The organism is Flavobacterium sp. (genome assembly GCF_036515215.1).
Taxonomy (GTDB): domain Bacteria; phylum Bacteroidota; class Bacteroidia; order Flavobacteriales; family Flavobacteriaceae; genus Flavobacterium.
The window spans coordinates 1-21289 of sequence record NZ_DATBVQ010000005.1; the positions used below are offsets into that span (position 1 = coordinate 1).

The following is a 21289-nucleotide window of genomic DNA, read 5'->3' on the forward strand; positions in this document are numbered from 1 at the left end:
CCTCGAGCAGGTGAATACTCCCTTCCATACCAAATAATTTGCAGGTGCAAGTCGTTCCATATCTCTTCTGGGAAAACGCGTTTGGCATCTTTTTCGGTTTGCACGACATTCTTTCCATTGGTCAAATTCCATCGATACATCAATCGGTGAATATGCGTGTCCACGGGAAAAGCGGGAACTCCAAAAGCCTGAGACATCACCACGCTGGCCGTTTTATGTCCCACGGCAGGCAATTCTTCCAAATATTCAAAGCTTTGCGGTACTCCGCCCCCATGTTTGTCTATTAAAATTTGGGAAAGCCCGTGTATTCCCTTCGATTTCATCGGTGATAAACCGCAAGGCCTTATGATTTCCTTTATCTCCTCAACGGTCATTTTTACCATATCGTAAGGGTTGTCGGCTTTCGCAAAAAGTAAGGGGGTGATTTTATTCACTCGGACATCCGTGCACTGCGCCGATAGCAAAACGGCAATCAATAAAGTATAAGGGTCTTTGTGATCTAGCGGAATCGGAATGCTGGGATATAATTCTTTTAACGTATTTATAACAAATGTTACCCGTTCTTGCTTGGTCATTTTCGTAATTTTATATCTTGTAAAAATAGAATAAATTTCAGGATGTGCCTAATCCAGCTTTCCGTTGCAACTCCTCATCCAGTTAGCGCAATTTTTAAGTGTTTCTCAAGAGCTCCCTTTGGTCGCTTTGCAAACACATAAAATTGAAGCTAACCGTATTCCGGGGTTTTCACTGCAATCTGGGGCAGGTCACCAATAACGCAAAAACCAAAACCAATAATCATGACAACATTAAAAAAAGGCGATAAAGCACCCAGTTTTTCGGGACTGGATCAAGACGGAAAAGAACACAAATTAGAAGATTACAAGGGGAAAAAACTGGTTGTTTTCTTTTACCCGAAAGCCAATACACCGGGATGTACCGCCGAGGCCTGTGATTTGAGGGACAATTTTGAGCGATTTAAGGCCAATAATTACGAGCTGCTGGGCGTAAGCGCCGATCCGCAAAAAGCGCAAGCCAAGTTCAAGGAAAAGTACGATTTCCAATTTCCGTTGCTGGCTGACAAAGACAAATCAGTTATAAATGCTTTTGGTGTATGGGGACCTAAAAAATTCATGGGAAAAGAATACGACGGGATTCACAGAACCACTTTTGTCATTGATGAAAACGGAATCATAGACGAGGTAATCGAAAAAGTGAAGACCAAAGAACATGCCGATCAGATACTGAAATAAGGGTTCAGTGATCGGTGTTGGCTGTGGAATAAAGTCAAAGAAAAAAAGTCCATAATCAGGGTTGTTACAACCTTAATTATGGACTTTAATTATTCTTATAATATGCAGATTTCTTAGTGCAATAGCTAACATTATAGCGATTGCTGACCACTTTTAATTATTACTGCCTTTCAATATTTTATTGGGTTTATATCCAAAAAGGTGATGCTCTTTTATGATTTCGGCGATACCTGAAGGTAGCATATGCTCCCAGCCAGGTTTACCGTCGCTGATCATTTTCAACACTTCGCGGGAGAAAACTTCAAGAATCTCCGGATCGTAATCACCTATGTCGACCACTTTACCGTTGAACTTAAAGAATTTGTACAACTCCTTCATTCTAGGGTGCACTTTTAAATTTTCCGAAGTGGTAATATCTCCATTTTCGTCCAGCATTGGGTACAAGAATACTTTCATGTCACGGAAGAATAATTTTCCGAATGCCTCAAGGATTCCACCACTAAGATGACGATAGTATTTTTCATCAAAAATATCGACTAGGTTATTTACACCCATGGCCAGTCCCATTCTTGCTTTGGTATAATTGGCAAAATATTCGACTACCTTATAATATTCCTGGAAATTTGAAATCATTACGGTTTGCCCCAATGAACAAAGCAATTCTGCACGATCCATGAAGTCTCGTTCGTCAATTTCTCCGTCTGAACGTAAATTGGATAGGGTGATTTCAAAAACGACCAAGGTATTGTCTTTTTCGACTTTGTTTTCCTCAATGAACATTTTCAATGATTTCTCATACATGTCCATGTTGACCTTTGTAACAGGTCTGAAACTGCCTCTTAAGGCAAGGATGTTCTTTTTATATAGAATGGCAGCCGGAAGAATGTTTTTCCCGTTTGGATCAAACATTACTGCATCAGTCATTCCGTTTTTTACTAATTGTAAACTCATCAAACGATTGTCTACCTCTGCAAAACGGGGACCTGAAAAATTAATCGTGTCAATTTCCAGCTGATCTTTGTCTAAATGGTCGTATAAATAACGCAACAATCGCTTGGGGTCATTGTATTTGTAGTAAGCACCATAAATTAAATTCACTCCAAGGATTCCAAGGGTTTCCTGTTGTAGTCTAGCATCCGTTTCTTTGAAACGAATATGAAGAATTATCTCGTTATAGTCCTCGTCAGGTTCGATTTGGTATCGAATTCCAACCCAACCGTGTCCTTTAAATTGCTTGGCAAAATCAATTGTAGCAACGGTGTTGGCATAACTAAAAAACATTTTATTAGGGTGTTTTTCTCTACTCAGGCGCTCCTCAATCAATTGGCCTTCAAAAGTCAACATTTTTTTAAGGCGGCTTTCCGTTACATAACGACCGTCCGCTTCAATACCGTAAATGGCATCACTAAAATCCTTGTCATAAGCAGACATTGCCTTTGCAATGGTTCCGGAAGAACCCCCGGACCTAAAAAAATGTCTTACCGTTTCTTGTCCAGCTCCAATTTCGGCAAAGGTTCCGTATATATTTTCATTCAAATTTATACGAAGGGCTTTGTCTTTTATTGAAGGTATTTGTTCGATGACTTTGTCACCTTTGAGTTTTATTTCAGTATCCATTTTTGTTTTAAATATGGCTAATATGTTACAAAGTTAATTAAATAGGTTTCTAATGAAAGGGATTTAATCCTATTTTTGTAAAAAAATCGAACGCAATTGAAGGTATATTTTTTAGGCACAGGCACATCACAGGGAATCCCCGTTATTGGAAGCGATCATCCGGTATGTAAAAGTACTGATAGTAAAGACAAAAGGCTTAGGGTTTCCGTATGGATATCGTGGGGGGAGCATTCCTATGTTATCGATTGCGGACCTGATTTTAGGCAGCAAATGCTGACCTCAAACTGTCAGCATGTTGATGCGATACTTTTCACTCATGAACATTCGGACCATACCGCAGGTATAGATGACATTCGTCCGTTTAATTTTAAACAAGGAAAAATACCAATTTACGCGCATCAAAGGGTAATCGATAACCTGAAATATCGATTTGACTACGTATTTGCAACCGTAAACAGATATCCCGGCGCACCGTCGGTAAGAACGGTAGAAGTGAACAACAACGAGCCTTTTGCCTTGGGTGACAAAAGGGTAGTTCCGGTCAATGTGATGCATGGGGACCTGCAGGTTTTTGGCTATAGGATTGATGATTTTGCCTATGTGACAGATGCAAAAACGATAGCGGAGGATGAGATTTCAAAACTGAAAAACCTGAAGGTGTTAGTTATAAATGCCTTGCGGGAAGAATGTCACGTGACCCATTTCAATTTGCAGGAGGCACTTGATTTTATAGCCTTGGTTAAGCCAGAGAAAGCCTATCTTACTCACATAAGCCATGCGTTGGGTTTTCATGAGGAGGTACAAAAAAGGTTGCCTGAAAATGTTTACCTTGCCTATGATAATTTAGAAATTACACTATAATTAAACTTAAAATGAAAAAATCATTATTGCTTTACGCCTTTATCATACTTGTACTTATGAACGTCTTTACGTATATGTTCTACAGCAAAGAGGTGGCATTCGAACAGGGTCGCTACGAGAAAGTGACTAAGAAATTAAAAGACAGTTTGGCTTCGGTTACAACCAAACTGAATGACGCTAACTATTTTTCTTTGGAAAAAAACGAAAATGCCCAAAATTATTTTGATTCCGCAAGCTCGGAAAAAACGGTCCAATACGAAAAACTGATTCCCTATGTTACGGAGAAATTGTTGGATTTTAATTCAGATCCCAAAGGGAATCCATACGTCGGACAGGATAAAATTGGGGAAAACAAATTTATAATCAACAAAGTGAAAATTCTAAATCACAGATGGATTATTGCTGATTTTAATGATGGGGACATTTGGGGTGAAGTTTTACTCAAATATTTTGTCAATGACGATGAAAGCATTTCATTCGAGGTCAATCAATCTTTGCTTTATCCGAAACAATAACGAAAAAAGGTTCCAAATTTGGAACCTTTTTTTATGCTTATAACCAGGTCTTGAAATCATTAAAGACCTGCGGGGAAATCCCGTGACCAATAGGGTATTCTTTATATACGGACGCAATGCCCAGTTTTTCCAGAAAAGGCTTCGTTTTGCGAGCCCAATCAATCGGGATAACCTGGTCAACCGTTCCATGTGAATGGAATATCCGCAATTGGCTAAAGTCGTTTTTTTTGAAATTCTCTTCCATGATGTCTTCATTGGCATAACCGCTCAAGGCTATCACGTTTTTGACTTTTTCGGGATGCGAAAGCGCAATCGCATAACTCAAGATGGCTCCTTGGCTAAAGCCCAGCAAAGAAATGTTGTCGGCGTCTATTGGGTAATTGATTGCCAATTCATCTACGAATCGAGCGATTAGGTCCCTAGATTTTCTAGCCTGTTCGTTATCCGAGAATTTATTTTCGTCGGCGTCAAAATTAATGGCGTACCAAGCATAACTGCCGTATTGCAAATCGTAAGGAGCGCGCGCCGAGATGACGTAATAATCGTCCGGAAGTTCGGAGGCAAACGAAAATAAGTCCTCCTCGTTGCTGCCGTATCCGTGAAGTAAAAGTATAAGTGGGTTTTTGTCTAATTTAATTTTGGGTTCTCTGATGAGATAGTCAAGTGATAATTTCATTTAATTAAGATATGTTTACAAACCATTTTTGAAAAAGAGCGCCTAATAAAGGAACTGGTTTCGTTTCGCCTTTTATGGCGCTGAAAATTCCATACGACCATAGTACGGAAACAAATATCCACATCGGTGCCGAAATCATCAAGCTGTCAAAATTGCTTATGATTAAACCCAACGAAATGAAAGTAAGTGTTAGTCCTAGTCCTTGGCGGATGTGAAAAGAGGCGAAAGTATTTTTATCTTCAGAATTCATGGACATGGCTATAAATACCCCGATCCCTAAAATATAGCTTGTAATTGCAGCCGTTTTGCCTTTCTCAATAGTGTCATTCATGTTGTTATGCTAAAATTAATTTTCCTTGATTTAAAATGCCATAAACTTGGCCTTTCATCTCCATTCCCAGGAACGCGGAGTTTTTTGATTTGGACAGTATGGCTGATTTGCTGAAAATGCTTTTTCTTTCAGGATTGAATAAAGTAATGTTTGCTACTGCCCCTACCTTAATGGTTTGGCTTTCAATTCCGAAAACGGTTCTTCCGGCTGTCAGTTTTTCGATTACTTTTTCCAGTGGCAACACGGTCATCAAAGCGCCATAAGCACTTTCAAGTCCGATAGTCCCATCTTTTGCCATATCGAACTCCATTTTTTTATGTTCAATGTCCATTGGATTGTGGTCTGATGTAATCATGTCTATGGTATTGTCCAATATTCCGTCCACTAGGGCTTTTCGGTCCATTTCTGTTCGAAGCGGAGGCGATACTTTAAATCGGGTGTCAAAACCTTCCAGTTTTTCGTCCGTCATCACCAGATGATGCACTGCAACGCTGCAGCTTACATTCAAGCCTTTGGCTTTGGCCTCTTTAATCAATTGCACTGATTTTGCAGTCGAAACCGTAGGGATATGTAATTTTCCGCCAGTGTATTCCAGCAGAAACAAATTTCTGGATATTTGAAGTTCTTCGGCTAGATTTGGAATTCCTTTCAGACCCAATCGAGTCGAAACGGTTCCTTCATTGACAACACCGCTTCCTTTTATATTTTCGTCTTGGGGAAAAGTAATCACCAATCCTTCAAAATCCTGTACGTATTGCAACGCAATTTTTAGCAAATTGGCATTGGGCTGACTTTTGTTATAATCTCCAAAAGCAATGGCTCCCACTTTTTTCATGTCGAACAGTTCCGCCATGTCATCACCTTCGCTCCCTTTTGTTAAGGCTCCTATCGGATAAAGTTGTGTGGCACTGCCATGGGCTTTGTTTTGCACAAAGTTGATCTGGGATTGGTTGTCAATAATAGGGAAGCTGTTCGGTTGCAGGGCAATTGCCGTGAAACCACTTTTTGCTGCTACGTCTAATCCGTTCGAGATGGTTTCTCTTTCTTCAAAACCGGGTTCGCCAAGCGAAACGCTACTGTCAAACCAACCTTGGGACACATGAAGATTGCCTAATTTAACTTCTTTTACATTTTCTGTATTGGGAAGAGAATCTCCAATTTGTTCAATTAAACCATCTACAATTAAAATATCTAATGTCTTGTTGTTAAAAGGACTGTTCGAATCGATAATTTTTGCTTCTCGGATGATTACTTTCATATGGGGATATTATTTTTTTTAATTCTGATTCCAGAAACGAATTCGTTTATTTCACGAATCGTATGATTGCCGTTTCTATTGTCAGAAAGAGCAGTGCAAAGATAACAAACCATTTCCAAATTTGATTGTCGATTCTGTTCGTTTCTAAAGTATCAAAAAAAGAGGCTATCGAATCACTCGTTTTATAGTCCGAAAGCACATTTTCATTGGCAGCAGTCAAATCACTTTCGGTCCTGCCGTAATTAAAACTGATGTTTTCCAGTTTTTCGTTCCGGTTGAAAACCTCAAAATTCCCGGCCTGCTCCGGATAATCGTTAAAAATTAATTTGACTTTATTGTTCAGAATCTGTTGGATGGGAATGAATTGTTCTGCGGTGTTTTTGACGTTCAGAACTGCGTCTTTGGACAGTAGCACGTCCACAAGAAAAGGATTTGAATTGCCTATCGTTAGGTTATTTATGCCGCTGCTATGATTGTTCAAAGCCATTTTGTAAAAAACGGGAACAATCAGCGGGGACTGCTGAAAATTTGAATTCGCAGTATTTATCGGTGCCGAGAATACGTAAACTGTTGAGATGTCATTTGATATCGAGCTCAAGAAAGCGCTCTGGTCATCGTTAGACAAAGCAGCGGGACTTGAACTGGACAGTGTAAATGAGGCGTTTGTTTTTGGATATTGGAAATTATTGATTTTATTTTCGAATACGGAAGAAAACAAAGGATGGTTGAAATTGATTTTGGTGATGAGTTTCTCGACATTTTCAAAGTTCTTAAATTGAACCGCTCCAAAATTTGTCAGAAACGTGTTTAGATTACTAACGGGGGTTTTTGCCGAAGGGATTATTATCAGGTTACCTCCCTTTTGAACAAAAGATTTTAAAGTGCTTTGCAAGGCTTGCGGAATTTCATCAAGTTCGTTCAAGACGACTGCGTCTTGCTTTTCAATAGCATTGTAATCTAATGAACCAATCGTCGAATTGCTGAAATTGAACTCATCATCGGTGTAAATCCGACTTAGAAAGTTGCTCTTTTCAGTTTCGCCGATGCTGACGACATTTACTTTCTTTATCTCCGAAATGCTGAAATACAAAACATTATCGTAAGGCAGGCCATTGTCTGTTATGGAAACATAGCCGTGAAAAGCCTGTTTGGGAATTGTGAAATTGAGGCTCTTTTTTTTGCCTTCAAAATCTACCACCGTTTTTGCGATAAGGTTGTTGTGATTGTAAATGGCTATTGGCACTGGCTTGAAGCCAGATCCATAAGCTGACAGATTAACAGTGATTTCATAGAAGTTGTCCAGTGTTTTATCAATGAAAACACTATCAATGGCAACATTGTTTTTTTGCTCCGCTTTCGGAATTATGAAATTAGTTAGCTCATCTTGGTCTCTTTTTTTGAGCTTTTTGCGATCAAGACCAACGGCATCCGTTATAATCACTATGTCTTTTTTGAATGCTGATTTGTGCGCCTTTATTTTGGCCATCACAGGGTCGAGCTGAAACGGGATAGCATTGTATTTTATGTTTTGCAGGGTATTGCGGATTGACTTTATATCCGTATTCCAATAATTTTCGGAATTAGTGAGTAGAGTGAAATTTATGTTTTCTGGGGTATCTTCGAGTAATTCTTGAACAGCCCTTTTCAATAATTCTCCTTTTTGTCCTTTTGCCTGCATACTAAAGGAGTTGTCTAAGACAATGTACAATTCATTAGTCGTGTTTTTGTTGTCTTTGGCCTTGAAGTACGGTTGCGCAAATGCGATAATAATGCAGGACAACAATAACAAACGAGAGCTAAGAAGCAGCCATTTTTTAATTTTCGAACTTTTTCGGGTCTGTACGGAAAGCGCTTTTAGGAATCGGACATTGGTGAAATATTCTTTTTTGAAACGACGAAACTGAAATAAATGAACCAAAATTGGTACGATCAATAAGAAGAGAAAGTATAGAATTTCGGGATGTCTAAATTGCATTCTTATTTTGAGTTTATCAAAAATACAAATTTGTTTACAGTTGTATGTCGCTATCGTTTAATTTTTTTGTCGTTGGCAATCATTTTTTTTCTATTTTTTACCAAATAAATTTTCAATTCACTCTGTATTTTTCAAGGAACGCGAATAGGTTTATCTATAATGTGTATTTTAGCTTTCCTAATAAAATTTCAAATAATGAACAAAAAATATTCTACACTTTTTTTGCTTTTAATTTTCACCATGGTTCAAGCACAAAATGATAAATTTAATTTACTGATAGGGACGTATACGAACGGATGCGAGAGCAAAGGAATCTATGTTTACGAATTCGACACGAACACGGGCAATTTCAGCTTTAAAAATGCTTCCGAGGTTATAAACCCAAGTTATTTGGCTGTTTCGCCGGACAATAAGTTCGTTTATTCGGTGAATGAGAATGGTGCTCAAAGTAAAGTGAGTTCTTTCAGTTTTGATTCGGTCAGCGGAAAATTAGACTTTCTAAATTCGCAAGATTCCAAGGGAGCTGATCCTTGTTATATCATTAATGACGACAAAAACGTGATTGTTGCCAATTATTCCGGCGGGAACATCTCCGTGTTCGGAAAAAACGGAGACGGAAGCATTTCTGAAGCGAAACAAGTGGTGCAACATTACGGAAAGGGTATTAACGCCAAAAGGCAGGAGAAACCGCATGTGCATATGGTTCATTTCTCGCCGGACAGAAAGTTTGTTTTGTCTAATGATTTGGGCAATGACAAAGTTTATTCTTATCAGTATGATCCCAATTCAGCTAAAGAGAACCTAAAAGTGAAAGATAGCGTTTCACTTAGTCCTGGGAGCGGGCCTAGGCACCTGACCTTTAGTAAGGACGGAAAACATGTTTACCTGTTGCAGGAGCTGAACGGCGCCTTAACTGTTTTTTCCTATTCAAAAGGGAAGTTGAAAAAAATGACTGAAACCAGCATTTTGGCGAAAGATTTCAAAGGGACGTTCAGTTCTGCCGACCTCCATGTTTCGCCAGACGGAAAATTCTTGTATGCGTCAAATAGAGGCGAGGCGAACGACATTTCGATCTTTAAAATATTAAAAAAAGGAAAACTAGAATTGAAAGGGCAGACGAGTACTTTGGGCAAGGGGCCGCGTAATTTTGCAATTGACCCAACGGGGAATTTTCTGTTAGTTGCACATCAATATTCTAACAATATTGTAATATTCAAAAGAGATATGGCAACCGGTATGATTACCGATACCGGAAAAAGAATCGATTTATGTTCTCCGGTATGTTTGGTTTTTACCGCGAATTAGGAAAGGATAATATATTTTTGGAAAAGGAAAAAGGCTAAAAAATGAATTTCATTTTTTAGCCTTTGTGTATATTATTTGTTTTTATCTTTTCTCTTTTTGTCTCTCGTTTTTAACATATTACGGTTGACGGATCCGTGTGTTTTTTTCTTGGTTACTCCAGGTCCTCCCAAATTGACTTTCTTGTTCTTTTTACTTTTCTCTTGGAAAGCGCCATCTCCTTCAAGTTTCTTCTTTTTCATTAAGAACTTAACTACTTGTCGCTCTTTCTCCGGTTCGATTAGTTTTGCAGAAATTTCTACCTCTTCAGGGAATGTCTCGATTGCTAATTCCATATTCATCAAGACTTCCACCTCTACCTTATATTCTTCTTCACGAGGCGCAATAAAACTGATCGCAGTACCTGTTTTATCCGCACGACCCGTTCTACCAATTCTATGCATGTATAATTCAGGCATGTCGGGCATTTCGAAATTGACAACATGTGTAATGTTCGAAATATCCAATCCTCTAGCCATAATATCCGTTGTGATAAGACCACGAAGATTTCCTTCCTGAAACGATGCCATGGTGCTCAAACGGTAATTTTGAGATTTATTAGAGTGGATTACTCCAAATTGGTCCTCAAAATCTTCCTCGATGCGCTCATGAAGCATATCAGAAATCTTCTTATTGTTGACAAACACTAAAACACGACTCATGTTTTCGTTGTTTTGCAATAAGTGTTTCAACAGGTTTACCTTAGTGTTAAAGTTGGGAGCGTTATACGCGATTTGTTTGATGTTCTCTAACGGAGTTCCAGAAGCTGAAAGGGTAACCTCTTCAGGATAATCGAAATAATCATTCAAAATGGCATCCACTTCATCAGTCATGGTTGCTGAAAAGAGAATGTTCTGGCGTTTTTTTGGCATCATAGCCAAAATGGCCGTCAATTGTGTGCGAAAACCCAAATTAAGCATTTCATCAAATTCGTCGATAACCAGTTTTTGCATGTCCTCAAAACGAATCACATTGTCCAGTGTCAAATCCATGATTCTTCCAGGCGTTCCTACCAGTATGTCGCAACCTTGATAAACGGTTGTTTTTTGCGTATTGATGTTAACACCACCGAAAATAGCTACGGTACGAACTGACATGTATTTCGTCAGTTTTTCTACTTCCTCTGCAACTTGAACCACAAGTTCACGAGTAGGGACCAGAATTACTATTTTTGGCGTATGCCCTTCAGTAAATTTGTATAATTTTAATAAGGGTAAAAGATAGGCAAATGTCTTACCCGTTCCTGTTTGTGCAATTCCCATCATATCGCGACCAGACATTATCACAGAGAAAGTTTTTTCCTGAATAGGAGTAGGCGTTGTAAATCCTAAATCGTCAATTGCTTTTTGTACGGATTTGGGAAGATTGAATTGCTCAAAAGTGGTCATTTGCTTAAATTTTTTGCAAAGATAGTCTTTTTGAAAGTAAAGTTGATAATTGAACGAAATCCTTGGTCTCGAATGGTTTTATTAAGGTATTAGTCCTAATAAAAAACAACAATAATTAGCTGTTAAACAATCGTTTCACTCGAGCAACCACTTCATTTGGATTGAATGGTTTGGGAACAAAATCATCGGCCCCAAGTTTGAAAGCTTCCACAACGGTTGATTCCTCTTCTCCAAGAGAGGAAACCACGATAATGGGAATGTTTTTATAATTTGTTTTGACATAACTAATCACTTCAAGACCTGACCTAAATGGTATCATTATGTCCGTAATTACCATATCTGGAGCAATTTCGGGTATTCTTTCGATTGCATTCAATCCGTCTTTCGCTACAGATATTTCGTATCCTTCTTTTTTTAGAATAAATTGAAGAATAACGATCATCAAATCATCATCCTCGACAATTAATATTTTTTTCCCGTTAGGCATATTATAGTAATTTATTTTTTATAAAGCTCAATTTCATCAAGCATTACCATTGGTTTTTTAAACTTTCTTTGTCTCCAAAATGGCAATTCCTGTTGATTTTGAATCACAAGTTTTATTTTTGTAAACATACTAAAGTTTTTGTCAGTCAATTCCCAATTTTTTATTATAATTGACTCGCTTGCTGTTAAATTCCCGAAACTATTTACAGTGATAAGCTCCCATTTTTGGTTTCTAAATCCATAGACAGTAATTTTTTCAGGAATGAAAATCCAATGCCTTTGGTCATCAAGAAAATTTATTCGCATCCTACAGAATTCTAAATTTTGCGTTATCAATTCGATCTCTGGATTTGTACCATACCATCCAGTCCAATTGCTATTGAAGTCCTTGTAGCCCCTTACGCCATCAACTAGGGCGTAACTTCCTTTTGCTGAAAAATCCTCCGCAGGAGCGGTTATAAAATTCACAGCTATATTTTCGCCAAGGTGATTAGTAGTGTTTTTTGTGATTTCGATCCACTCTTTATAATATTGATCTGGGGATAAGCCGCCTTCACTAAGTTCGTAAATTCCATTTTCTTTGCAGCTTTCAGAAAATACCCTTACCCTTTCGTTTAGACCTTTGTTTACTTCTTTTAATCCCTTCTCGTTGATAGTAAACATACCATGTTTGTCTTTTCCGTAAAACTTGGATTGTTCAAAATAGACATACTCAAGCGCCAACCTTAACTTTGTGATTCTTGGCGTTATTAAATTGTCCTTTGTGACCGCTAAGGATGCTTCATTAATTAATTGATCGTATTGGGTCATGGCCTCGGGTGACAAGAATGTATTTCTGCTTTGAATTGGCCCCGAATAAATATCCAGATACTGATTTCCCGCTTGCTGATTCGCTGTCAAAAGGCTCAAATATTTCTGAATCGAAGGCGCCGCAGCCCCATAAAAACCTCTTAAAAAATCAGCGGTAGTACTTTGAATATCGATTTCGGTATCCCACAATAATTTTGATAAAAGATATTGCCTTAATTCCGAAAAATCTCCCGGAACATCAGCGTAGCCTTGTACGAACAACCCTTTTACATTGTTTTGTTCGAAGAGTTTAAGATTGTCAGCAAAAGTATGTAGATTAGGAAACGGCGATAAATAGTTTGAGAATTGGACGGTATAATCCCACAGATACAAATGCGATGTTGCGGCATTCCAATTTTGTAATGTTTTAATCACATTTTTGCTATTGCTCTCATTTGCTATCGATTTGCCACGGTTTAAATCAATTGGGCAAAATAGGGGGTAAATATTGGGAGCTATTTTTAAATTCGTGGGTGGCTGGTAGGTTTGCAAGTATGCTAATGTCGAAAAATTGGCTTTCGGAAAATGTATTGCAATTTTATTTAAAAAATAATAGAGCGAACCTTGGGGACCGCCGTGTTTTTCATTTAATAATTTACATTCGCTACATTCACAATAGATTGCGTCATCATTTTGACTTACGGAATAAAATTTCGGATCGGGTGTTTTCGCGATGATTTCTCCTATCCTTTTTATTATTATCGAAGTAACTGTGTCATTAGTCATACATAATGATTCAGGTCTGCGTTTGCCCTCATATAAGGCAAATAATTTAGGGTCTGTTTTATAATAATCTTTTGCTGGTAATAGTTTGTCGAAAGAATGACCCCAAATACCAAAATCATCTAAATGCCAGTCTAATTTATGCCAGTCCCTAAAAGCCTCGTCGTAAGCGTCAGGATAAAATAATGCTCTGTATTCGAAGGAGGGTTTGTTTATTTTATCCGTATTCTTAGGGAAACTAACTTGGTCTAATTTTGGGATATAATCGACCTTGGAAGTGAATTTTCTGAATCCCCAAATTTCCAATAGCGTATAAACGGCATAACGCAGGTATTTTTCGTTTGGCGCAATGAGATAAATATTGGTCTCGTCAGTTTTAATCGTGAAATTATTCGCTAATTTCTGGTCTTCTTTATTTGATATTTCGAGAATTATTTTCGAAGTGATTTCACTGTTTCCTCTTTCTGATTCAATCAGAAAGGGACTCGAAAAGGCTTTGTCTAAATAAGATTTTAAAATTACTGCAGCAGGTTTTGCATTGTCAGAAACTGCAATGATCTCTTTTTCAGCATCATTTTTAATAGTGATTTCCGATTGGGCCATAGTAGTAAATCCGGTAAGCACTATTAAAATAAACTTTATAGATAAATGCTTTAGAAACATTTTTTAAAATTTGTATTGCAACATCAAAGATAGTTCCAATTCATTTTGCATTAAACCTGGAGCATATTCTTGATTATTATATCCCATTTGAATACCCGTTATAAAATGGTTGCTAAATAACTTGTAATAGCCGCCACTGATTCTATAAGAATCCAAAGCGATTCTCTGATCTATTTGGCCCAAAGTGGTTCTTTCGTCAGGCGAGGTTCCATAGCCGGCAATCACCGTAATATAATCGAATCGAGTGTTCAAATAATATCTTGATGTAAGTGTAAATGCGGGATAAAAATTATTTTGGCCCTTTTGAATGTAAGTTCTTAAGTTAATCCAATAGGAATCTAGGTATTTTCCAACACCTAAAACTGCAGTTGAAAACTGGCTGTCCGTTGTTTTTATATAGCGAATGCCTAAATCAGCTTCCCATCCCTTAGTAAAGTTTTGAAAATAAGAATAACCAAGCCTTAATTTAGGAAACACAGGGTCTTGGCTAAAGGCGGCACCAACATATGAATAACTGTTTTTTCCGGTAAAAAAATAGGACTCTCCTTCATATTGAATCCCGTTTGCAACACTTTCTCCGGCCGAAAACCTATCAGCATAGCTGATTCTTCCTATTAAGGATCCCCAACTTCTCTCTCTTATGTGCTGTACACTTCCCAAGTGCCATGGCCCATATCCATCTCGATCGAAAGTTGTAAAGCTATAATTAACGCCAACTCTGTCTGAATTGATTTTTAATTCTAAAATGAACAAACGTTGTTTGATTTCATTATCCTCAGGATATTTTGAATGCAATGTTTTTAGATACTGATATTCTTTTTTTTCATCCTTCTGCAATTGATAAACAATCATTTTTTTAAGGTAAAACCCCTTGTTTTCAGGATGTGCTGCTATTGCTTTATCAATTGTAATTTCGGCATCAGCATATTTTTTTTCTTCTAAATCTAATGTAATAAGATAAGAGAAAGCATCTTCATAAGCCGCATTTTTATCAATTACGTAATTAAAATAATATCGGGCACTGTCATTTTTTTGCTTTAGTTGATAGATTCTTCCGGACAGCAAATAGAAATCCAGGTAATCTGGAGCCAGATTAATCCCCAATTGCGATTTTTTTAAACCGGAATCGTAGTTTTTGTCTTTATTGACGTCATTGATCGCTTCTTTCAAAAGATTGTCAACATCAATCTTTTGGGCTACTATTAAATTGTTAGATGCAATGCCGAATAGGAAAAAAAGCATGAATCCAATTCTAATTCTATAATTTTTATTCTTTTTCATGCTTATTTTTTTTGTGTATTAAAACCAATTCGCTGCATATTACCCCATGATTGTTCTTTTTTTCTAATAAAGTGTAAGTATCCTTTCAACGAGGCATATACATTTACCGGATGATAGAATATTGGTTCTATCATCGCCATAAGAATAAGTGTTGCAATCTCTTTAATATTTGCATAATTCTTGTATAATCGGTCATCCAAAAATATGGAAATGATGGTAATAATGAGATAGAATAGGTAAACTGTCAAGGTCAAGTAAAGGAAATAAGTATAGTTGATATCCAAGAAAATAAAACACAATATTAAAACGATAACACCAATAAACTCCAATATGGGAACCAAGAACTCAAAAGCGAAAAAGTAGGGGAAAATTAGAAATCCAGTTCTTCCATATTTTCGATTAAAAAAGAGGTTTTTATGCAGATATAAGGTCTGAATTAGTCCTCTTGCCCATCTTACACGTTGTGTTATCAATACTGTTTTTGTTGCAGGAACTTCTGTCCAGCACAGCGATTCCGGTATGTATTTTATTGCAAAGTCGAGATTGTTTTCATACATATGCTTTCTCATTCGGGTGATGAGTTCCATGTCTTCTCCCAATGATTTGTGCCAATACCCGCCAGCTGCAATGGCAACCTCTTTGTCAAACATTCCTAATCCGCCGGACACTAACAATAAACTGTTAATTTGGCTCCAAGCCATTCTGCCAAAAAGAAAAGCACGCACGTATTCGAGTTCTTGAAATCGAGGATACCAGCCACTCGGAAAATGCACCTTCACAAGAAATCCGTCTTTTACTTCACATGAATTTGAAATTCGGATACCGGCTCCGGTTGCTATAATTCTTTTCTCGCTTTCCATAAATGGTTTGGCAAGTTTTATAATGGTGTCACCTTTTAAGATGCAATCAACATCTGTACATAGGAATAAGGGATATTTTGTAGAATTGATTCCGGCATTTGACGCGTCTGCTTTACTTTTTCCGTTTTCTTTGTCAACTACCAATAGTTTCGAGTATAAAGGGTTTGTTGACTTGTAATGAGACTTTACGGGTCTAGTTTCAATTTTTTCCTGGTAAAAAAAATCTACTTTTACCAGTTCAAATTCATTTATCAGTTTTTCTAAAGTATCATCAGTACTACCATCATTTACAATAACAACTTCAAACTTAGGATAGGTCAGGGACAATAGTGACTTTACGTTGTAAACAACATTTGCACCTTCATTAAATGCGGGGGCTACAACTGATACCCCAATAACGTGATTTGATTTTGCCAGAATATCATCATGAATAAAGTACTTGGTATTGATGTGTTTTTTAATGGCGGTATAGGACAGAATTGCCAAAAATATATAGAACAATATATAGGATAGCGAGAAACAGGCAACGAAAGTTTCGTAATAGTTTAAAAGCTCTTTAAAAATCATATATATGGATCTTTTACATGTTTTACCATTTTTGTTATTTCTGAATTTCCTTCAAAAGCATTTTCAAAATAAACTGGGTTTAATTGATTCAAAGTATAAACCGCTTGTAATTTGACGTCTTGGTCAATAGAATTTATTAGTAAATCATGAACGAATTTTTCTGTTTTTATGGTGCCAATAGTACATAAAGACTTCAAAATCTCTATTCTATTAGCTTTTTGCTCGTTGTCAAACTGGTCAATTAAAACTTGCTCGGCTCCAATGATTATTAAGTCATTCACAGCAACAATTACTTCATGGCGTATTGTTTCATCATCAGATTGCAATAGGTCCAGTATGAGTTGAGTTTCATTGAAGCAATTATAAAAAACCATGAATTTTATTCCTAATTTCACTACAGAAGGGTTTTTTGAAACAATCCACTCATTTAAATTATTAGGTATCGGCGGTTTCTTCGAATGAAGAATATCCATGATTTTTATTTCATTTTTTAAAGAAATGGAATCGGGATAGTCATTTAAGAAGTCTAGATTGTCAGATGCTAATGAAATTAACCCAAAATAGGCATTGGAAACTAATATTTTATTTTTGTGTTTTAAATATGGTCTAACATAGCTTTGTCCTTTGGTATATTCTAAAGTTTGCAACTGATAGATTCCGAGACTTTTCACATACCATTTTTTGTTGCTCAAAAACTTAAGGGTGTAATCAAAGAGACCAAATTGTTCGTAGATCAAATGAATGTTATCGGTTATTTCCCCTTTTAAGTTTTGCTTCAAATAAATGATTTCATTAAGTATGATTTTTTTGCACCACTTTTTTTCAAAAGGAATTTCTTTCTTAAATTGTTTGATGTCAGCTATGATCGTTTCTTCGTCGGAAAAAGAAAATAGAAGCGACGTTAAAAATACATCAATTTTAGTTTTTGTAGATTTTATTCTAGACTTGTATGATTCGTATCTCCATCGATTCGTGATTAGTAGGATAATCAAAATCAGGAAAAAAAGAGTCAAAAAGATTAAAATAAAATGAATTAAATGGGGCAAGGTCAAATTCATCCTATGGTTAAAGATATTACATTTGGTAATAAATATAAAACGCTGTAAAAATAGCCAATTTTAATTTATTATTCCTATTAAGTAAAAGTTAAAAAACGACTCTTTTACAGTCAATTACGGTAGAATAAATAGAAGTTTTAAAAGCCTTCAAATATCCCCAAACCAAACAAGGCAAAATCATATTTGACAGGGTCAACAGGGTCCAATTTTCTGAGGTTGAAATCTAATTCGGCTAATGCTTTTGCGTCATTTTGTTTTCTGGTCAAGAGGCCTAATTTCCTGGCTACGTTCCCGGAGTGCACGTCCAATGGACAAGATAATGAAGCGGGAGGGATGCTTTTCCAAATTCCTAAATCGACTCCTTTATTGTCCTGGCGGCACATCCATCTCAAAAACATGTTGATGCGTTTCGCGGCAGAATTGTTCATGGGATCCGAAACATGTTTTTGGGTGCGGTATTGGTGCGGAATTTCAAAAAAAGTTTTCTTGAATTCGGAAATGCTTTTTTGCATAGTTTCTAATTGTTGGTTTTTAGAATATACGCTTTCCAAACCATTATGGTTTTGATAAATGTTTTTTAAGCTTTTAATGAAAAAAGTGAAATCAATTTCGTTAAAAGTACGATGGGCAAAACCTTCTAAGCGTTCCAAATCCGAGTCTTTGTGCGACATAACAAAATCATAAGGAGCATTGCCCATTAAATCCATCATTTTATGGGAGTTTCTGATAATCATGGTGCGATTTCCCCAAGCGATCGTTGCGCTCAAGAAAGCTGCAATTTCAATATCTTCTTTTTGGGAAAACAAATGTGGGATTTGTACCGGATCGCTCTCTATAAAATCAAGAGTGTTGTACTGAATGACTTTCTCGTCAAGGAATGATTTGAGTTCAGAATGTTTCATTTTTCGTTGAAAGCATAAGTGTTTAAAGCGGTTCTAATTCCAAATGAGCTTGAAACCTGAAACTTTAAACTTTTTTAGTTACTGATCAAACCGTCTATCATCACCAATTTTCTGTCTGCCATATTGGCTAGTTCTTCGTTATGGGTTACAATGACAAAGGTTTGTCCTAGTTCATCGCGCAGTTTAAAAAATAATTGGTGTAAGTTTTCGGCAGAGGCCGTATCAAGATTTCCTGAGGGTTCATCGGCAAAAATAATCGCCGGCTTGTTTATCAGCGCTCTGGCAACAGCTACCCGTTGTTGTTCACCGCCAGAAAGCTCATTGGGTTTGTGGTCCATCCTGTGCGAAAGCCCAAGGTAGGCCAGTAATTTTTTAGCCTCGGTTTCTGTTTCCTGTTTTGATTTGTTGGCGATAAAGGCAGGGATACAAACATTTTCTAGGGCCGTAAATTCGGGTAAGAGTTGGTGAAACTGGAAGATAAAACCTAGGTTCAAATTCCGGAATTTGGATAAATTTTTGTCGTTCATGGTCAAAATATCCTCATCGTTAATGCGTAGCATGATTTCATTTTCGTGAGCGGGTTTGTCTAAAGTTCCAAGAATTTGCAATAACGTGGTTTTACCCGCGCCAGAAGCTCCCACTATAGAGACGATTTCACCTTTTTGAATATGCAAATCAACTCCTTTCAAAACATGGAGTTGGTCGTAATATTTATGTAAATTTTTTGCATGTATCATTTGAAGCAGTTTTTACAAAGAAACAAAGATTTTTAGGATTATATAATGGGCAAATAATAAATTTTAGTTAATAAGAAATAGCTGATTCTATTTAATACCTTAAATTTGAAATTGGATAATTTTCTGCAACCTAAAGAAAATATATAAAATGGAAATAAAAGAAGGAATGGAAGTGGCGACATTAGCCGGTGGATGCTTTTGGTGTACTGAAGCCGTTTTTTTGGAGCTGAAAGGAGTTAAAAGTGTTGTCTCGGGATATACAGGAGGAAAAACGGTTAATCCAACCTACAAGGAAATTTGTGGAGGTGAAACGGGGCATGCGGAGGCAATCCAAATTACTTTTGATCCCCGTGAAATATCATTTGGAGAACTGTTAGAGGTGTTTTTTGCAACGCACGATCCCACCACCTTAAACCGTCAGGGTAACGATGTGGGCACGCAATACAGAAGCGAGATATTTTATCACAATGATGAGCAGCGTAGAATTTCCGAAGACTATATTGACTTAATGGCAAAGGAAAATACTTTTGGAAAACCTATAGTAACCAAAATTTCTGCGGCTTCTAAATTTTATGAAGCTGAGGATTACCACCAGAATTACTATAACGACAACACTTCGCAGGGATATTGCTCCTATGTAATCACGCCCAAGATTGAAAAATTGAAAAAGCTGTATGCCGATAAACTCAAAAGCTAATAGAAGGAGAATAGTTCCACAAAAGGTCAATGATACTTAGAAAATAATGAAGGAAGAATTTAAAGACGAAAATAAAAACGCGAAAAAAAAAAATTTGATACTCGGGATTCTCTTTGACTGTATCGGAATGCTGTCTTTTTCCGTGCCAATGATAGGCGAGTTCTCCGATGTTATTTGGGCTCCAATAGCTGCGTATTTGATGACCAGAATGTACAAAGGGTCTGTCGGTAAAGTTGGGGGAGTAGTTACATTTCTGGAGGAAATTGTTCCGTTCACGGATCTTATTCCTTCCTTTACCTTAACTTGGATTTATAATTATGTAATTAAAAAAAAAGATAATTAAGTTGCTGTTCATTCCTTAAATAGAAATGCAAATCCCATGCGTTTTAGCATTTTCTTTTCAAAGGCCCAAAAGAATTCGAATTGACCAAAAAGGAAACCAATCAATACCAATAAAACTTGGTATAACGGAAAAATGATCAGCAATCGCATGGGCGTGTGCCAAAAACCGAAGTCTTCTTTTAAAATACCCAGCCATATACAAACCGGCTTTGATATCCATGCTGAGGTGGAACCCGTAATTGCAAAAACGATAAATATGATTGTTAGTTGGAAATTGGATTCAATACCCCAACGCTTTTTTAATGCCTTCATTTTTATTTATAATGAGTACAAATATAGTGAACATTATCGCGGAGGAACATGACCAAAAAGTTTTTGTTTGTAGGTATTCTGAAAATAGACCATGTAATTATATATTAAATAATTCACTTCATAACCATAATCGATATTAGGGTCATAGTCGATGGTCAGTATATAGAGATTGGGGTCATAAAAATTTGGCTGCAACACTCTGCGATTCCATTCGCTTACCCATAATTGGTTTTTGTTCTCCAAATAACTCTGGGAGTAATAGCCTCTGGGTAAAGCTCTTGAATTGAGCCAAGTACTAAATCCAGAATCAATGATTATAACCTCGTATTTTAATTCGTCATTAGCAATCCGCACCGTATCGTTTTTTGTAGCTATAGGTTTGTCTGATTTTGAAGTAATCGATTTTGAACTTGTACAGCTAACGATAACACCTAAAACAATACCAAGGATGTAAATATAATTTTTCATGGCTTTAAAAATCAAGTATTAAATTTACAAAATTAATTGATTAGTTGTTAGTGTTTTAGGTTAAAATAAATGGTTGCCTAATTAATTTAAAGAGGGAAGGGATTAAAATTGTTTTATAAAAAAGGGACCCAC

General features: G+C 36.8%; 22 protein-coding genes. 6 read left to right on the forward strand and 16 right to left on the reverse strand.

Features of this window, described 5'->3' with window-relative positions; translation table 11 throughout:
• Positions 1-575 (reverse strand): endonuclease III (locus VIH09_RS00400; protein WP_331576744.1); only part of this gene is annotated, 575 nt, incomplete at its 3' end.
• A gap of 222 nt (positions 576-797) precedes the next feature.
• Between VIH09_RS00400 and bcp the strand changes: the two genes are divergently transcribed.
• The gene (gene bcp / locus VIH09_RS00405; RefSeq protein WP_331576746.1) at positions 798-1250 is read left to right on the forward strand and encodes a thioredoxin-dependent thiol peroxidase; all 453 of its coding nucleotides are present in this window, start codon (positions 798-800) and stop codon (positions 1248-1250) included.
• Between the two features lie 153 nt (positions 1251-1403).
• On the opposite strand, the gene VIH09_RS00410 is transcribed toward bcp, so the two are convergent.
• Positions 1404-2867: a TonB-dependent receptor gene (locus VIH09_RS00410; protein ID WP_331576748.1), complete on the reverse strand. Its 1464-nt coding sequence runs from the start codon at positions 2865-2867 to the stop codon at positions 1404-1406.
• A gap of 96 nt (positions 2868-2963) precedes the next feature.
• Here VIH09_RS00410 and VIH09_RS00415 point away from each other — a divergent pair, with 96 nt between their 5' ends.
• Positions 2964-3728: an MBL fold metallo-hydrolase gene (locus tag VIH09_RS00415; protein WP_331576750.1), complete on the forward strand. Its 765-nt coding sequence runs from the start codon at positions 2964-2966 to the stop codon at positions 3726-3728.
• A gap of 11 nt (positions 3729-3739) precedes the next feature.
• Complete coding sequence (locus VIH09_RS00420; RefSeq protein WP_331576752.1) at positions 3740-4243, forward strand: hypothetical protein; 504 nt, start codon at positions 3740-3742, stop codon at positions 4241-4243.
• Between the two features lie 37 nt (positions 4244-4280).
• Here VIH09_RS00420 and VIH09_RS00425 read toward each other — a convergent pair whose 3' ends face one another.
• The 4 genes from VIH09_RS00425 to VIH09_RS00440 are packed head-to-tail and all read right to left on the reverse strand — an operon-like array spanning position 4281 to position 8483.
• The gene (locus tag VIH09_RS00425; RefSeq protein ID WP_331576754.1) at positions 4281-4919 is read right to left on the reverse strand and encodes an alpha/beta hydrolase; all 639 of its coding nucleotides are present in this window, start codon (positions 4917-4919) and stop codon (positions 4281-4283) included.
• 4 nt (positions 4920-4923) lie between these two features.
• The gene (locus tag VIH09_RS00430; RefSeq protein ID WP_331576756.1) at positions 4924-5250 is read right to left on the reverse strand and encodes a hypothetical protein; all 327 of its coding nucleotides are present in this window, start codon (positions 5248-5250) and stop codon (positions 4924-4926) included.
• Between the two features lie 4 nt (positions 5251-5254).
• Positions 5255-6508 (reverse strand): dihydroorotase, encoded by a 1254-nt coding sequence (locus VIH09_RS00435; protein ID WP_331576758.1) that lies wholly within the window; start codon positions 6506-6508, stop codon positions 5255-5257.
• A gap of 46 nt (positions 6509-6554) precedes the next feature.
• Positions 6555-8483 (reverse strand): BatA and WFA domain-containing protein, encoded by a 1929-nt coding sequence (locus VIH09_RS00440; RefSeq protein WP_331576760.1) that lies wholly within the window; start codon positions 8481-8483, stop codon positions 6555-6557.
• A 195-nt stretch (positions 8484-8678) separates the two neighbouring features.
• Between VIH09_RS00440 and VIH09_RS00445 the strand changes: the two genes are divergently transcribed.
• Entirely contained in the window at positions 8679-9788 is a 1110-nt protein-coding gene (locus VIH09_RS00445; protein ID WP_331576762.1) for a lactonase family protein, read from the forward strand.
• Between the two features lie 71 nt (positions 9789-9859).
• Here VIH09_RS00445 and VIH09_RS00450 read toward each other — a convergent pair whose 3' ends face one another.
• The 8 genes from VIH09_RS00450 to VIH09_RS00485 all read right to left on the reverse strand — a co-directional run bounded on the left by VIH09_RS00450 (position 9860) and on the right by VIH09_RS00485 (position 19338).
• A complete protein-coding gene (locus VIH09_RS00450) occupies positions 9860-11212 on the reverse strand; it encodes a DEAD/DEAH box helicase (protein ID WP_331576764.1) in 1353 nt (450 codons plus the stop codon).
• A 115-nt stretch (positions 11213-11327) separates the two neighbouring features.
• Complete coding sequence (locus tag VIH09_RS00455; protein ID WP_331576766.1) at positions 11328-11699, reverse strand: response regulator; 372 nt, start codon at positions 11697-11699, stop codon at positions 11328-11330.
• A gap of 11 nt (positions 11700-11710) precedes the next feature.
• The gene (locus VIH09_RS00460; protein WP_331576768.1) at positions 11711-13933 is read right to left on the reverse strand and encodes a DUF4838 domain-containing protein; all 2223 of its coding nucleotides are present in this window, start codon (positions 13931-13933) and stop codon (positions 11711-11713) included.
• A gap of 3 nt (positions 13934-13936) precedes the next feature.
• On the reverse strand, positions 13937-15214 hold the full coding sequence (locus VIH09_RS00465) for a YaiO family outer membrane beta-barrel protein (protein ID WP_331576770.1): 1278 nt from the start codon (positions 15212-15214) through the stop codon (positions 13937-13939).
• A 2-nt stretch (positions 15215-15216) separates the two neighbouring features.
• Complete coding sequence (locus VIH09_RS00470; protein ID WP_331576771.1) at positions 15217-16641, reverse strand: glycosyltransferase; 1425 nt, start codon at positions 16639-16641, stop codon at positions 15217-15219.
• Positions 16638-17654: a hypothetical protein gene (locus VIH09_RS00475; RefSeq protein WP_331576772.1), complete on the reverse strand. Its 1017-nt coding sequence runs from the start codon at positions 17652-17654 to the stop codon at positions 16638-16640. Before VIH09_RS00475 ends, VIH09_RS00470 begins: the two co-directional genes overlap by 4 nt.
• Positions 17655-17836: 182 nt before the next feature.
• Positions 17837-18601: a TIGR02757 family protein gene (locus tag VIH09_RS00480; protein WP_331576773.1), complete on the reverse strand. Its 765-nt coding sequence runs from the start codon at positions 18599-18601 to the stop codon at positions 17837-17839.
• A 74-nt stretch (positions 18602-18675) separates the two neighbouring features.
• Positions 18676-19338 carry an ABC transporter ATP-binding protein gene (locus tag VIH09_RS00485; protein WP_331576774.1) on the reverse strand — a complete coding sequence of 221 codons (663 nt, stop codon included), beginning with the start codon at positions 19336-19338 and terminating at the stop codon, positions 18676-18678.
• Positions 19339-19486: 148 nt separating this feature from the next.
• Between VIH09_RS00485 and msrA the strand changes: the two genes are divergently transcribed.
• The gene (gene msrA, locus VIH09_RS00490; protein WP_331576776.1) at positions 19487-20035 is read left to right on the forward strand and encodes a peptide-methionine (S)-S-oxide reductase MsrA; all 549 of its coding nucleotides are present in this window, start codon (positions 19487-19489) and stop codon (positions 20033-20035) included.
• A gap of 46 nt (positions 20036-20081) precedes the next feature.
• Positions 20082-20378, forward strand: a complete 297-nt coding sequence (locus VIH09_RS00495; protein WP_331576778.1) for a hypothetical protein — start codon at positions 20082-20084, stop codon at positions 20376-20378.
• Between the two features lie 8 nt (positions 20379-20386).
• On the opposite strand, the gene VIH09_RS00500 is transcribed toward VIH09_RS00495, so the two are convergent.
• Positions 20387-20689 carry a DUF6787 family protein gene (locus tag VIH09_RS00500; RefSeq protein WP_331576780.1) on the reverse strand — a complete coding sequence of 101 codons (303 nt, stop codon included), beginning with the start codon at positions 20687-20689 and terminating at the stop codon, positions 20387-20389.
• Positions 20690-20722: 33 nt separating this feature from the next.
• A complete protein-coding gene (locus VIH09_RS00505; protein WP_331576782.1) occupies positions 20723-21157 on the reverse strand; it encodes a DUF6146 family protein in 435 nt (144 codons plus the stop codon).
• Positions 21158-21289: the final 132 nt, after the last annotated feature.